The 14,123-nt window shown below is 65.4% G+C and carries 12 protein-coding genes; 9 read left to right on the top strand and 3 right to left on the bottom strand.

Features of this window, described 5'->3' with window-relative positions:
* Nucleotides 1-180: 180 nt before the first annotated feature.
* Complete coding sequence (locus tag CPBF1521_RS18490; protein WP_115677964.1) at nucleotides 181-1,281, top strand: copper resistance protein B; 1,101 nt, start codon at nucleotides 181-183, stop codon at nucleotides 1,279-1,281.
* Nucleotides 1,282-1,499: 218 nt separating this feature from the next.
* Nucleotides 1,500-2,024 carry a lactoylglutathione lyase gene (gene gloA / locus CPBF1521_RS18485; protein WP_115677878.1) on the top strand — a complete coding sequence of 175 codons (525 nt, stop codon included), beginning with the start codon at nucleotides 1,500-1,502 and terminating at the stop codon, nucleotides 2,022-2,024.
* A 62-nt stretch (nucleotides 2,025-2,086) separates the two neighbouring features.
* Here the strand turns inward: gloA and CPBF1521_RS18480 are convergent, their stop codons facing one another.
* From CPBF1521_RS18480 to glmS, 3 genes are all read right to left on the bottom strand, one after another.
* Nucleotides 2,087-2,275, bottom strand: coding sequence for a hypothetical protein (locus tag CPBF1521_RS18480; RefSeq protein ID WP_115677877.1), 189 nt, complete (start codon nucleotides 2,273-2,275; stop codon nucleotides 2,087-2,089).
* A 230-nt stretch (nucleotides 2,276-2,505) separates the two neighbouring features.
* Nucleotides 2,506-2,979: a hypothetical protein gene (locus CPBF1521_RS18475; protein ID WP_104583262.1), complete on the bottom strand. Its 474-nt coding sequence runs from the start codon at nucleotides 2,977-2,979 to the stop codon at nucleotides 2,506-2,508.
* A gap of 344 nt (nucleotides 2,980-3,323) precedes the next feature.
* The gene (glmS, locus tag CPBF1521_RS18470) at nucleotides 3,324-5,153 is read right to left on the bottom strand and encodes a glutamine--fructose-6-phosphate transaminase (isomerizing) (protein WP_115677876.1); all 1,830 of its coding nucleotides are present in this window, start codon (nucleotides 5,151-5,153) and stop codon (nucleotides 3,324-3,326) included.
* A gap of 204 nt (nucleotides 5,154-5,357) precedes the next feature.
* On the opposite strand from glmS, the gene CPBF1521_RS18465 reads away from it, so the two are divergent.
* The 7 genes from CPBF1521_RS18465 (at nucleotide 5,358) to CPBF1521_RS18435 (ending at nucleotide 14,117) form a co-directional block, all read left to right on the top strand.
* Nucleotides 5,358-6,629 carry an efflux RND transporter periplasmic adaptor subunit gene (locus CPBF1521_RS18465; protein WP_115677875.1) on the top strand — a complete coding sequence of 424 codons (1,272 nt, stop codon included), beginning with the start codon at nucleotides 5,358-5,360 and terminating at the stop codon, nucleotides 6,627-6,629.
* Between the two features lie 106 nt (nucleotides 6,630-6,735).
* The gene (locus tag CPBF1521_RS18460) at nucleotides 6,736-7,455 is read left to right on the top strand and encodes an ABC transporter ATP-binding protein (protein ID WP_104583259.1); all 720 of its coding nucleotides are present in this window, start codon (nucleotides 6,736-6,738) and stop codon (nucleotides 7,453-7,455) included.
* 12 nt (nucleotides 7,456-7,467) lie between these two features.
* Complete coding sequence (locus CPBF1521_RS18455) at nucleotides 7,468-8,769, top strand: ABC transporter permease (RefSeq protein ID WP_115677874.1); 1,302 nt, start codon at nucleotides 7,468-7,470, stop codon at nucleotides 8,767-8,769.
* Between the two features lie 55 nt (nucleotides 8,770-8,824).
* Complete coding sequence (locus CPBF1521_RS18450; RefSeq protein ID WP_115677873.1) at nucleotides 8,825-10,057, top strand: ABC transporter permease; 1,233 nt, start codon at nucleotides 8,825-8,827, stop codon at nucleotides 10,055-10,057.
* A 42-nt stretch (nucleotides 10,058-10,099) separates the two neighbouring features.
* The gene (locus CPBF1521_RS18445) at nucleotides 10,100-11,428 is read left to right on the top strand and encodes an ABC transporter permease (protein WP_115677872.1); all 1,329 of its coding nucleotides are present in this window, start codon (nucleotides 10,100-10,102) and stop codon (nucleotides 11,426-11,428) included.
* 1 nt (nucleotide 11,429) lies between these two features.
* Nucleotides 11,430-12,665 (top strand): ABC transporter permease, encoded by a 1,236-nt coding sequence (locus tag CPBF1521_RS18440; protein WP_115677871.1) that lies wholly within the window; start codon nucleotides 11,430-11,432, stop codon nucleotides 12,663-12,665.
* A gap of 108 nt (nucleotides 12,666-12,773) precedes the next feature.
* Nucleotides 12,774-14,117 (top strand): sigma-54-dependent transcriptional regulator, encoded by a 1,344-nt coding sequence (locus tag CPBF1521_RS18435; protein WP_115677870.1) that lies wholly within the window; start codon nucleotides 12,774-12,776, stop codon nucleotides 14,115-14,117.
* The last annotated feature ends 6 nt before the right edge of the window (nucleotides 14,118-14,123 follow it).

Here is a 14,123-nt window from a genome sequence, read left to right as displayed (position 1 = left end):
GCACTACTGCTGAGCGCATCGGCTGCTGCACAGGAGCATCAGCATGCGGTGATGGCGCCATCCGCGCATGCCGATGACGCGCATGCGATGCAGATGGCTGAGCAGGCGACGGCTTCCCAGCCGCAGACGTCCATCGCGACAGAGACATCGCCGTCATCCGCGCAGGTGAGCGCAGATGCAATGCAGATGGATCATGCGCATCTGCACCACGCGCAGCACTCCAGCACCACATCGGCATCGGCATCGACAAACGCTGCTGACGGCACGCCTGCGCAACGCGCGGTACACGCCGACGTTTCGGCAGTGCCGACATCGACGCACCACGCCGGCATGCAGCACGCCGATGTCCAGCACGCCACACGCCAGACCTCTGCCAATCCGCAACTGGACCCCACCCTGCGATCACAGGTAGACAGCGACCACGACGCGATGGAGCACGCGTCCATGGAGCATGCGTCGATGCAACATGGACAGGCGCAGCACGGGGCGATGGATCACGCCGCGATGGAACACGCGCCGCATCCCGAAGCAACGACGCAAACACCGGCATCACCCACCGCCAGCGCAGTGCCACGCATGCCGATCCCCGAGCCCACGGCCGAGGAAATCGCTGCGGCATTCGCACCCCTGCAGCACCATGCGATGCACGCGCCAGGCATCAATCACTACGTACTGCTCGATCGGCTGGAAGCCTTCGACACCACGCGCGGCAGTGGCCAGGACTGGGAAGCACGCGCCTGGATCGGTGGCGATATCGACCGGCTCTGGTTGCGCAGCGAAGGCGAGCGGCAGGACGGGCGCACGCAGGCCGCATGGGTGGAGGCGTTCTATGGCCACGCCATCTCGCCATGGTGGGATCTGCTGGTCGGTGCACGCCAGGACATCGGGGCGGGCGAGCATCGCAGCTGGGCCGCCTTCGGCGTGCAGGGACTGGCACCCTACAAGTTCGAGACCGAAGCCACGCTCTACGTCGGCAGTGGCAGCCGCGCAGCCTTGCGGCTGGAGGGCGAGTACGAGGTGCTGCTCACCAACCGGCTGATCCTGCAACCGCGCGTGGAAGCCAGCATCGCCCTCACCGATGATGACCGGCGCGGCGTCGACAGCGGCCTGGAGCAGGTCGAGGTCGGCCTGCGGCTGCGCTACGAAATCACCCGCCGCGTCGCGCCCTATATCGGCTGGGTGCACAGCCGCAGTTTCGGTGACACCGCCCGCCGCGCTGCGATCGACGATGCGCCTGCACGCGACAGCCGGTTCGTCGCCGGCGTGCGCATCTGGTTCTGAGACAGCCGGTGTGCGCATGGGCCTGGCCATTGGGATTCCAATGCAGGCCCATGCCACGCGCTTGACCAGCGCAAGTCGTGCTGTTGCGCGCGATCGATCAGAGCGCAAGTGCCAGATCACCGACGCGCACCCTGCAGACATACCGACAACCCCTGCCCCGCTACCATCGGTACCCAGCGCAGCCCGACCTGCCACCACATTCCACCGAGGAGACCACAATGCCCTTGACCGACCTGCAACACGTCCCCGGCGCCAGCGCCGCACCTGCCGACACCGCCGGCTTCGTGTTCAACCACACCATGCTGCGCGTCAAGGATGCGCAGCGTTCGCTGGATTTCTACACGCGCGTGCTGGGCTTCCGCCTTCTGGATGCGCGCCATTTTGCCGATGCGCAGTTCAGCCTGTACTTCCTGGCCCTGCTGCCCGACGGCACCGCGATCCCCGACGACGATGCCGCGCGTCGGCTGTGGATGGCCGGCATCCCCGGCGTGCTCGAGCTCACCCACAACCACGGCACCGAAACCCAGGACGGCCCGGTCTACCACGACGGCAACAGCGACCCACGCGGCTTCGGCCATATCTGCATCTCGGTACCGGACATCCACGCCGCCTGCGCGCGCTTCGACAGCCTCGACGTGCCGTACCAGAAACGCCTGGAAGACGGCCGCATGAAGCACCTGGCCTTCATCAAGGACCCGGACGGCTACTGGGTGGAGATCATTTCCAATACGCCGCTGGCGTAACGCATAACACCGCATGGCAAGGTGCCCGGAGTTCCCGGGCACCGACTATTTCAAGCATTACGCTACCGGTACTTGCCACCAAACGCCGCGCGCGAACAGGCTGCGCCAGCGGAGACCACCGCCCACGCATGTGTCCGCGCGCCATGCTCCCAGATGCGGGTGCCATCGTGCGCCACGACGCCGGGCGGGACATCGCTGGCCATTGCGGCGCCGCTCAGCGCCGAGGCCGCCACCGCAATAAACGCTTTCATGGATTCCTTCCCCTGGAAACAGCGTCGCATTGCGTGTCCCCCACGCAATGCGACATGGCACTGTCAGATCGCGCGGACAGCGATCAACCGCACAGTGCTTTGATCCATCAGACAACGGTCCGCAGTCGGCTAGAACGCTCAGTTGCGGGCTGAGTGTGAGCGCATCGTGCGCACTTGGCAGTCGGGGCGGTCCCCACATCTGTCGGGACCGCCCCGGAAGTGGTGCTTAGCTACGCATGCAGCAGTCCGCCGTGACTGCGCTGCCACTGGCGCGGCGGGCGCAATGCGGCAAGTGTGCGGACCAGTTCGCGGTAGGTCCCGGCCAACTGTGCAAACAGGCCTGCATCGCTGTAGCGCGTGTCGGCCACTTCGAAATACGCGCCGCGGCCCAGCTCGATGAAGTAGTCGACGCTGAGCCGGCGGCGCTGCGCGATCCCGGGAAACAGGCCTGCAATCAGCAGGCATTGATCTCCGATGTCGCGCAATGCATCCGCCCGCAGACTGCCGATCTGGTCCTGCGCGTGTAGCCAGGCCAGCGCCTGGGTGCGCGAGACCAGCTGCGCATCGCGCTGCAGGCGCAGCAGCACGAACACCAGATAGTGCTCGCGCGATTCGTCCAGCGGGTGTGCGATCCGCTGCCCGGCCTCACGTACCAACGCCTGCCACAACTCCGCCGGCGCGCCCTGTTTGAAAGACTCGTGCATACGTCCTCCTGCGTGATGGGACCCTCGCAGCAAGCGTATGCATAACCTGGGCCATCGCGTTGGCAGCCGGACCGGTCGTCTGCCAATCTTCATCACTTCCGCATCGATCGCGCCCTGAACCCGGTGGCACGACCCGATGACCCCTCAACCTGTGGGTCATGGCGACGCATGCCGCCGCACCGTCACCCGATGCCAGGACGCAACCGAGGGGAGGTTGGCCAGACGCGGCGGGCAGTCGTCTGCAGGTGCGGTGGAGAACCGCCATGCACGCGGTTAGTTGCCATAGCTGGCGGCGACTGCGCTCGCGTTGCACCGAGCGCAGCCCTTCGATCAGCTGCGCCTACCTACTCCACCGTCACCGACTTGGCCAGGTTGCGCGGCTTGTCCACATCTGTGCCGCGCGCCAGTGCGGTGTGATACGCCAGCAGCTGCACCGGGATGGTGTGGATCACCGGCGACAGCACGCCGGCATGGCGCGGGGTGCGGATCACGTGCACGCCTTCGGACTCGCTGAAGTGGCTGTCCTGGTCGGCGAACACGAACAGCTCGCCGCCGCGTGCACGCACCTCCTGCATGTTGGACTTGACCTTCTCCAGCAGGCGGTCATTGGGTGCGATCACCACCACCGGCATCGCCGCGTCCACCAGCGCCAGCGGGCCGTGCTTCAACTCGCCGGCCGGATACGCTTCGGCGTGGATATAGGAGATTTCCTTGAGCTTGAGCGCGCCTTCCAGCGCGATCGGGTAATGCAGGCCGCGGCCGAGAAACAGTGCGTTTTCCTTGACCGAGAAACGCTCGGCCCAGGCCATGATCTGCGGCTCCAGATTCAGCGCGTGCTGCACGCTGCCGGGCAGAAAGCGCAGTTGCTCCAGATAGTCCGCCTCTTCGGCTTCGCCGATGCGTCCGTGCAACTTGCCCAGCACCATGGTCAGCTGGAACAGCACCGCCAGCTGGGTGGTGAACGCCTTGGTCGAGGCCACGCCGATCTCGGCACCGGCACGCGTGTAGCAGACCAGTTCGCTGGCGCGCGGGATGGCGCTTTCGGGCACGTTGCAGATCGACAGCGTGTGCAGATGCCCCAGCGATTTGGCGTATTTCAGCGCCTCCATCGTGTCCAGCGTTTCACCGGATTGGGAGATGGTGACGATCAGATGTTTCGGGTTGGCGTAGGCGGCGCGATAGCGGTACTCGCTGGCGATCTCCACGCTGCACGGCAGCCCGGCGATCGCCTCGATCCAGTAGCGCGCGGTCATGCCGGCGTAATAGCTGGTGCCGCAGGCCAGGATCTGCACGCCTTCGATGTCGCGCAACACCGCTTCGGCAGTCGGGCCGAACAGGGACGCAGGGAAGCCCTTGGCATCGATCGCCGCTTCGATGGTATCGGCCAGCGCACGCGGCTGCTCGTGGATTTCCTTCTGCATGAAATGGCGGAACGGGCCCAGTTCCAGCGATGCCAGCGACACATCCGACAGATGCAGCGGGCGCTCGACCGGCGCGTCGTTGCCATCGAAAATGCGCACGCCATCGCGGCGCAACTCGGCGGTGTCGCCCTCTTCCAGGAAGATCACCTGGCGGGTGGCCTGCACGATGGCCGAGACATCGGAGGCGACAAAGTTCTCGCCCTCGCCCACGCCGATCAGCAACGGGCAACCCATGCGCGCGCAGACAAAGCGCTCCGGCTCGGCCTGGCTCATCACCGCCAGCGCATAGGCACCGGTGAGTTCCTTGACGGTGCGTTGCAGCGCGGTCAACAGGTCGCCTGCACTGCCCAGATGGTGATGGATCAGATGCGCGATGACCTCGGTATCGGTCTGCGACTCGAAGGTGTAGCCGAGCGCGCGCAGCTTCTCGCGCTGCTGCTCGTGGTTTTCGATGATGCCGTTGTGCACCAGTGCCACGCCCGCACTGATGTGCGGGTGCGCGTTGGCCTCGGTGACGCCGCCATGGGTGGCCCAGCGGGTGTGGCCGATGCCCAGCGTCGCGCCGAACTGCTCGGCCTGCGCCGCCTGCGCCATCTCCGCCACGCGCCCGGTGCGGCGCACGCGGCGCACCTGGTCGCCATCGAGCACGGCGATGCCGGAGGAATCGTAGCCGCGGTACTCCAGACGCTTGAGTCCCTCGATCAGGACCGGGACCACGTCGCGCCCGGCGATCGCTCCGACAATGCCGCACATAGGACAACCCTTGAGGACGAAGCCGCGCATTTTAGCGTGTCCGCTCTTGTCCGCTGCATGACCATGCCCGGACAACCTGTCCGCAGCGGTGTCCGCGGACACTGCGGACACCGCTCGCCAGCCCATAAAGATGATTGCTTTCAATCACTTGAAGATTGGCACACGTCCTGCTTTATCGCAGTGACGCCACCGAGCCAGCCGACCATGATTCGCGATACCTCCGCCCAGGACCAGGTTCTCCGTACACCCGCCCGGCACGCGCCCTGGCGCCGTTGGCTATGGCCCGGCGTCGCCGTGGTCGCGGTACTGGCCGGCATTGGCTGGGCGGTCACCGCGTGGAGCGCCGGCAGCCGTTCGTTCGATGCCAGCCGGGTGCGGATCGCCACCGTCAGCCAGGGTGACCTGGTGCGCGACATCGCCGCCGATGGCCGCGTCATCGCCGCCAACAGCCCCGTGCTGTACGCCATTTCCGCCGGCACGGTGACGCTGAGCGTGGTGGCCGGCGACGTGGTCAAGCAGGGCCAGGAGCTGGCGCGCATCGACAGCCCGGAACTGCGCAGCAAGCTGGCCCAGGAGCAGGCCACGCTGGCAGGCCTGGAAGCCGAATCCAGCCGCGCCGGGCTGGACGCCACGTTGGCCCGCGCCAACGCCAGCAAGCTCACCGACCAGGCCAAGATCGACAAGCAGGCTGCCGCGCGCGACCTGGAGCGCTACCAGCGCGGCTACGATGGCGGCGCGGTGCCGCAGGTGGAACTGGCCAAGGCGCAAGACACCTTGAAGAAGACCGACATCGACCTGCAGCACGCCGAGCGGGATGCGTCGCTGAAGAGCCAGGGGGCAGACCTGGATTCGCGCAACAAGCGCCTGCTCGCCGACCGCCAGCGCGCGGTGGTGGCCGAAGTGCAGCGCCAGGTCGATGCGCTCACGCTGCTGTCGCCGTTCGATGGCCAGGTCGGCCAGGTGCAGGCGGTGCAGCACACCCAGGTCGCGGCAAACGCGCCGATCCTGGGCGTGGTGGATCTGTCCAAGTTCGAAGTCGAGATCAAGGTGCCGGAAAGTTTTGCGCGCGACCTGGCCATCGGCATGCCGGCGCAGCTCACCAGCGGCAGCGGCGAACCGTTCCCCGGCGCCATCTCGGCGGTGTCGCCGGAAGTGGTCAACGGCGAAGTCACCGCACGCATCCGCTTTGCCGACAAGCAGCCGCCGGGCCTGCGCCAGAGCCAGCGCATGAGCGCACGGGTGGTGATGGACACGCGCCGCAACGTGCTCAAGGTCGAGCGCGGCCCGTTCGTCGAACAATCCGGCGGCAGCTACGCCTATGTGATGGATGGCAACACCGCGGTGCGCCGACCGGTGCGCATGGGTGTCAGCAGCCTGGGCGAGGTGCAGGTGCTGTCCGGGCTGCAGGTCGGCGACCGCGTGGTGGTCTCCGGTGCAGACAACTTTGGCGATGCGCCACGCGTCACCGTCCACTAGAAAGCGGCCACTACTCAGACTTACACACGCCGGACGACCGCGCGCCACGTTGCGGTCGCCACTCTAAAGCTCGTTCGCACCTACCTCTCTTGCAAAGGACTCGGCAATGCTCAAGATGCAATCGGTCTCCAAGGTCTTCCGCACCGAACAGGTGGAAACGCATGCACTGCGTTCGCTGGACCTGCATGTGCGCGAAGGCGAATTCGTCGCCGTCACCGGCCCTTCGGGCTCGGGCAAGACCACCTTCCTCAACCTGGCCGGGCTGCTGGAGACCTTCACCAGCGGGCAGTACCTGCTCGACGGCGAGGACGTCAGCCATCTGTCCGACGATGCGCGTTCGCGCCTGCGCAACCGCAAGATCGGTTTCATCTTCCAGGGCTTCAACCTGATTCCCGACCTCAACCTGTTCGACAACGTCGATGTGCCGCTGCGTTATCGCGGCATGGCTGCGGCCGAGCGCAAGCAGCGCATCGAAGAGGCCTTGACCAAGGTCGGCCTGGGCTCGCGCCTGAAGCACTACCCCACCGAACTGTCGGGCGGCCAGCAGCAACGTGCCGCCATCGCCCGCGCATTGGCCGGCAGCCCGCGCCTGCTGCTGGCCGACGAACCCACCGGCAACCTCGACTCGCAGATGGCACGCGGGGTGATGGAACTGCTGGAAGAGATCAACAGCCAGGGCACCACCATCGTGATGGTCACCCACGACCCGGAACTGGCCGCGCGCGCGCAGCGCAACGTGCACATCGTCGACGGCCAGGCCACCGATCTGGAACGCAACCCCGCCCTGATGCGCGCGCGCCACAGCGCCCCCACCCTGGCCGAATAAGAGGCACATCCCATGTTCGGCTACTACTTCAATCTGGCGTTACGCAGCTTCCGCCGCAACAAGATACTGACCGCACTGATGGTGCTTGCGATCGCGCTGGGCATCGGCGCCAGCATGACCACCTTGACGGTGTTCTATGTGCTGTCGGGCGATCCGATTCCGCAAAAGAGCGATCGGTTGTTCAGCGCCTTGGTGGACCCATACCCCAAGGCAGGCTACCAGCCGGGAGAAGAGCCTGGCGACCAGGTCACTCGCTTCGATGCCGAAACGCTGCTGCGCGAAAAACGTGCAAAACGGCAAGCGCTGATGACCGGTGGAAGAGTGGCGATCGAGCCCGACAAGAACGGTATGACTGCCTTCAAATCGGAAGTGCGCTTTACGTCGGCAGATTTCTTCCCGATGTTCGAAACGCCTTTCCTGTATGGCCAAGGCTGGTCGGCCGGTAGCGACGCGGGCCACGAACGCGTTGCGGTGATCACCAAGGAACTCAACGACAAACTGTTCGACGGCAGCAATAGTATCGGCCGCGACCTGCGCATGGACAAGAACACCTTTCGTATCGTTGGTGTTCTCAATGACTGGAAAGTCAACCCACGTTTCTATGATGTCACCAACAGCTACGGCTCGAGCGAGCAAGTGTATCTGCCATTCTCCGTCGCAATGGATCTGAAGATGGACCATTACGGCGGTATGAATTGCTACGGTAAAAACGACAACAGCGATCAGACAGCGCTCAACGCGTCCTGCACATGGATGCAGTACTGGGTGGAGCTTGACAGCCCAGCGCAGGCCGGCGACTACAAAGCCTACCTGGATAACTACTCCGATCAGCAGCGCGCTGCAGGGCGCTTTGAACGTCCGAACAATACCCGCCTGCGCAACGTGATGGAGTGGCTGGACTACAAGGAAGTGGTCCCGAGCGACGTCCGACTGCAGCTGTGGCTGGCGATGGGCTTCCTGCTGGTGTGCCTGCTCAATACCGTAGGGTTGTTACTCGCCAAGTTCCTGCGCCGCAGTGGAGAGATCGGCGTGCGTCGTGCCCTGGGTGCCTCACGCGGCGCCATCTTTGCGCAATGCCTGGTCGAAGCCGGAACCATCGGACTTGCGGGCGGCATGGCAGGGCTTGGGCTGGCATGGTTGGGTTTGTGGGTCGTGCGCCAACAACCTGTCGACTACGCCAAGCTTGCGCACCTGGATCCGAAGATGTTGTTGCTCACCTTCGCATTGGCGCTCGTTGCCAGCCTGTTGGCCGGCTTGCTGCCCTCCTGGCGTGCCATCCAGGTTGCGCCCGCGCTACAGCTCAAAGCGTCCTGACCACCAGGCCCGCCGCCCGGCGGCGGGCACGGCCTCTTATCCGAAGGTACCGCCCATGGACATCCGCCCCATCATTTCCACCCTGCGCCGTCACAAGACCGCGTCAGCATTGATCGTGCTCGAGATCGCACTCGCCTGCGCCATCATCTGCAATGCCATGTTCTTGATCGGCAACCGCATCGAGACGCTGCAGCAACCCAGCGGCATCGCCGAATCGGAACTGGTCAGCATCCAATTGGGGGGCATCGGCACCCAGGTCAATGCAGAAGCGCGCACACGCGAAGACCTGGCTGCACTGCGCAGCCTGCCAGGTGTCCGCAGCGCGATCGTCATCAACCAGATTCCCTTTGTTCATTATTCATGGAACAGCAGCATCTCTCTGACGCGTGAACAAGAGCGCCAGACACTTAGCGCTGCGCAATACATGGCCAGCGAAGGCACCCTCGGCACGCTTGGCCTGCAACTGGTGGCGGGGCGTGACTTCACCGCAAGCGAATTCATCGATATGGCACAGGCCAATAACGACAGGTCCATCGACCAAAAAGGCCTGTCAGTGATCATCACCCAGCGCATGGCCGACAAGCTATTCCCCTCGCAAAATGCATTGGGAAAGACAGTCTATGCAGGCGATACCGCACTCCACATCATCGGCATCGTGCAGACACTGGCACGCCCCACCAACAACAGCGCCGGCGGTGTTGATCAAAGCAATTACTCGATGTTGCTGCCACTGCGCATCGACTACACCGCAGGCCAGTACATTATTCGTGTCACCGACCCAACGCGGCGGGCAGAAGTGCTGCAATCTGCCGTCGCTGCGCTGATGAAATTAGACAATAGCCGGCTGGTCCTGAAACAAGAGACGTACAGCGACATTCGGACGGAATATTTCGAGAATGATCGCGCAATGGTGTGGCTACTTGGCGCGGTCTGTATCGCACTGCTGATCGTCACCGCACTGGGCATCGTCGGCCTGGCCAGCTTCTGGGTGCAGCAACGCACCAAGCAAATCGGCATCCGTCGCGCACTGGGCGCTACACGCGGGCAGATCCTGCGCTACTTCCAGATCGAGAACTTCCTGCTGGCCTCGGTCGGCATCGTGCTCGGCATGTTGCTGGCGTACTCCATCAACATCTGGCTGATGGACCGCTACGAGTTGCCACGCCTGCCGGTGCTGTATCTGCCGATCGGCGCGCTATTGCTCTGGGCGCTGGGCCAGATCGCCGTGTTCTGGCCCGCCCGGCGCGCCGCGCTGGTGCCGCCGGCAGTGGCAACGCGCAGCGCGTGAGGTGACACAGATGCCGATCGAACCCCGCAAAGACGTCCGGTGATGTTGCATTACTGCCTGCAACTGGCCTGGCGCAGCCTGTTGCGCACCCCGATCGCCAGCACCCTGGTGGTACTGGCAATCGGTCTGGGCATCGGTGCGAGCATGACCATGCTGACGGTCCTGCATGTCATGTCGCGCGATCCGTTGCCAGGCAGAAGCCAGCTGCTCTACACCCCGCATCTGGATCCGCTGCCCCTGGACCTTCCACGCACGCGGGAATGGGGCGACCCGTCGGACAATCTGACCTGGCCAGATGCGATGGCCCTGCTACGTGCAGGGCCGGCCGTCCATCAAGCGGCAATGGCGAGCGGGCAAGCGCTGATCTGGCCGGTGCCGGCCGCCACAGCCCCACTCGACCTCAACGGCCGCTATGCCACTGCAGGGTTCTTTGCGCTGTTCGGCATCCCGCTGCAACGTGGGCGCGGCTGGAGCGGGCAGGACGACCAGAACCACGCGCGCGTGATCGTGTTGAGCCAGCAGCTTGCAAACACCCTGTTCGGTTCACGCAATCCAATCGGCCAGACCGTCGCCGTCGGCGAGCAGCGCATCGGTCTTCGCGTTATTGGCGTCGTTGGCAAATGGAATCCGCAACCGCTCTTTTATGCAGACCCAAGCCGCAAGGGCGCCTTTGGCGACCAGGACGATTTCTTTCTGCCGCTCTCGACCGCGATGGAGCTTGAGCTGGACGCCGGCACCAGCATCAGCAGTTGGGAGACGCGCAGCGACAGCGGCGTCAGACAACTCCACACCCCATCCACCAGCTGGCTGCAGTTCTGGGTGCAACTGGATACCCCGCAACAGGTGGCCGCATACGAGCGTTTTCTCTACGACTATGCTGCGACCCAACACGCCAGCGGGCGCTTTCAGCGGCCACCGCAGACGGCCCGACTGTATTCGCTGATGGACTGGCTGGATCACCTGCAGATGGTGCCCAACGACCTGCGCCTGCAGACGCTGCTGGCCTTGGGGTTTCTGTGGATCTGCCTGATCAACGTGATTGCGCTGTTGCTGGCGAAATTCCTGCGCCGCCGTGGCGAGATTGGCGTGCGCCGCGCACTTGGCGCGCGCCGCGGCCACGTGATGTTGCAGTTCGGCACCGAAGCAGCACTGATCGGCGTCGTGGGCGGCCTGCTGGGGACCGCGATCGCCGAAGTGGGGCTCTGGAGCGTGCGCCAGCGCCCCGACGACTATGCCGCGCTGGCGCACCTGGATGCACCCATGCTGCTGACCACCGTGGCGCTTGCCATCGTCGCCGCACTGCTTGCAGGACTGCTGCCGGCCTGGCGGGCCAGCCGCATCAACCCGGCCCTGCAGGTCAAGGACCTCTGAGATGCGCCTGCCACTTCGCCCGATTCTTTCCAGCTTGGGGCACCACCGCCTCACCGCCGGGCTGTTGGCCCTGCAGGTGGCGCTGACCTGTGCATTCGTCACCAATGCGGTATTCCTGATCGGCGACCGGATCGACAGACTGCGCACGGCGACCGGCTTGCCCGAAGACGAAGTATCGCTGGTCACCGTTCGCGGCCTGCACGCCAAGGCCGATGCGCCAGCGCAATGGCAGGCGGACCTGATCGCGCTGCGCGGCATTTCCGGGGTCACGGCAGCCACCGCAATCGGAGCGACGCTGCCGTTGTCGGGTGGCGCCGACGACAGCGGCATCTGTGCCGATCAACGCGCACTGGAGCGCGCAATCGCACTGCGATCCAGCGGCGCTGCCGGCTGCGTCGACGCCAGCTACTACACCGGCTCGCCCGGCTTCGTGCAGGCCATGGGCGCACGCCTGATCGCCGGCCGCGATTTTCGACCGGACGAGTATTCCGGTGCCACGCCGGGCGCGATCATCGTCACCCGCTCGCTGGCGCAGCAACTCTGGCCAGATCAGCTGGCCGTTGGCAAAACGCTGTACGGATGGGACAGCCAAAGCACCGTCGTCGGCGTGGTGGAGGACCTGCTGCGGCCAAGGCTGCGCAAGCCCGAGCTCGATCATCTGGTGGCCTTGTCGCCGCAACTCCCCACCGGCAATCAGACGCACTATCTATTGCGCAGCGCGGCGGAGGACCGCGGTCGCGTGCTGGCGCAGGTGGCCGGCGTGCTGGCCGGATCCGGCCCGTTGCGGACGGTCCCGGGCGACAAGCAACGCAGTTTTGCACAGATACGCGCACGCTATTTCCAACGCGATACGACGATGATCGGCCTGTTGCTCGCGGCGACCACGGGTCTGCTGTTTGTCACCGCCCTGGGCATCGGAGGACTGGCCAGTTTCTGGGTCCAGCAGCGGACGCGACAGATCGGCATCCGTCGCGCCATTGGTGCAACCCGTGGCGATATCCTGCGTTACTTCCAGGCGGAAAACCTGCTGATCGTCGGCAGCGGCAGCGCCCTGGGCATGCTGTTGGCAGTGCTGCTCAACCAATGGCTGATGCTCCGTTACGACGCGGTGCCCCTGCCGCCACTTTACTTACCCGCCGGTGCGGTGACCGTGCTGCTGCTCGGCCAGCTTGCGGTGCTGTGGCCTGCACGACGCGCTGCGGCAGTGGCCCCGGCGATTGCGACACGCAGTGCATGAGGCGCCCGGCCTGCCGGATGCCGGCACGACAATCCTGCCTGCTGCTGCGATGATGCGATCTGTCTACCTCGTCCGTCCGTTCGCCCTCGCACTCCAACAAGGTTCCCGATGCCGCAGATCCTGATCATCGACGACAACACCGCCGTCGCCACCGCGCTGGAGGTGCTGTTTTCGTTGCACGACATCGAGGCGCGGCACGCGCATTCGCCGCAGGCCGGGTTGGCGCTGCTGGACGAGCAGGTGTTCGACCTGGTGATCCAGGACATGAACTTCACCGCCGACACCACCTCCGGCGAGGAAGGCGAAGCGTTGTTCACCCAGATCCGTCAGCGCCACCCGGACCTGCCGGTGATCCTGCTCACCGCCTGGACCCACCTGGGCAGTGCGGTGGGCCTGGTGAAGGCCGGGGCAGCCGACTACATCGCCAAGCCCTGGGACGACACCAAGCTGCTGACCACGGTCAACAACCTGCTGGAGCTGTCCGAAGCGCGCCGCGAGCTGGAACGTCGGCGCGCGCGCGAGCGGCGCGGTCGCGAGCAACTGACCCAGCGTTACGATCTGCGCGGGGCGGTGTTCGCCGACCCGGCCAGCGAACGCGCAATCGCGCTCGCCTGCCAGGTCGCACGCTCGGACCTGCCGGTGCTGATCACCGGCCCCAACGGCAGCGGCAAGGAGAAGATCGCCGAGATCATCCAGGCCAACTCACCTGCCAGGCACGGCCCCTTCATTGCGCTCAATTGCGGCGCGTTGCCTGGCGAACTGATCGAAGCCGAGCTGTTCGGCGCCGAGGCCGGCGCATACACCGGCGCCAACAAGGCGCGCGAGGGCAAGTTCGAAGCCGCCGATGGCGGCACGCTGTTTCTGGACGAAATCGGCAACCTGCCGCTGGCCGGGCAGATGAAGCTGCTGCGCGTGCTGGAGACCGGCCGTTATGAGCGCCTGGGCTCCAACCGCGAACGTCATGCCAAGGTGCGGGTGATCAGCGCCACCAACGCCGATCTGCCGGCGATGATCCGCGATGGCAGCTTCCGCGAAGATCTGTACTACCGCCTCAACACGGTGGAAATCGCGTTGCCGGCCCTGGCCGAGCGCCCTGGCGATATCGGCCCGTTGGCCGAGCACTTCCTGGCCGGCGAAAAACCCTTGTCCACGCAGGCACGCGATGCCTTGCAACGGCACGCCTGGCCCGGCAACGTGCGCGAGCTGCGCAACGTGCTGCAACGTGCGTCCCTGCTCGCGCAAGGTGCGCGCATCGAAGCCGGCGATCTAAACCTGCCGCGCGCGGCCGCAGCGCGCCCGGCCGCGCCGACCGCCGGCGAGCCAGATCGTGCCCGGATCGAGCAGGCGCTGGCGCGCGCGCAGGGCGTCATCGCCCAGGCCGCTGCCGAGCTGGGGCTGAGCCGGCAGGCGCTGTACCGGCGCATGGACCGCTACGGCATCAGCCAGGAGTAAGCCTGA

It is taken from the genome of Xanthomonas euroxanthea, assembly GCF_900476395.1.
Classification (GTDB): domain Bacteria; phylum Pseudomonadota; class Gammaproteobacteria; order Xanthomonadales; family Xanthomonadaceae; genus Xanthomonas; species Xanthomonas euroxanthea.
Note: the sequence above shows the minus strand (reverse complement) of the source record. Positions and strands in the feature narration are given on the sequence as shown.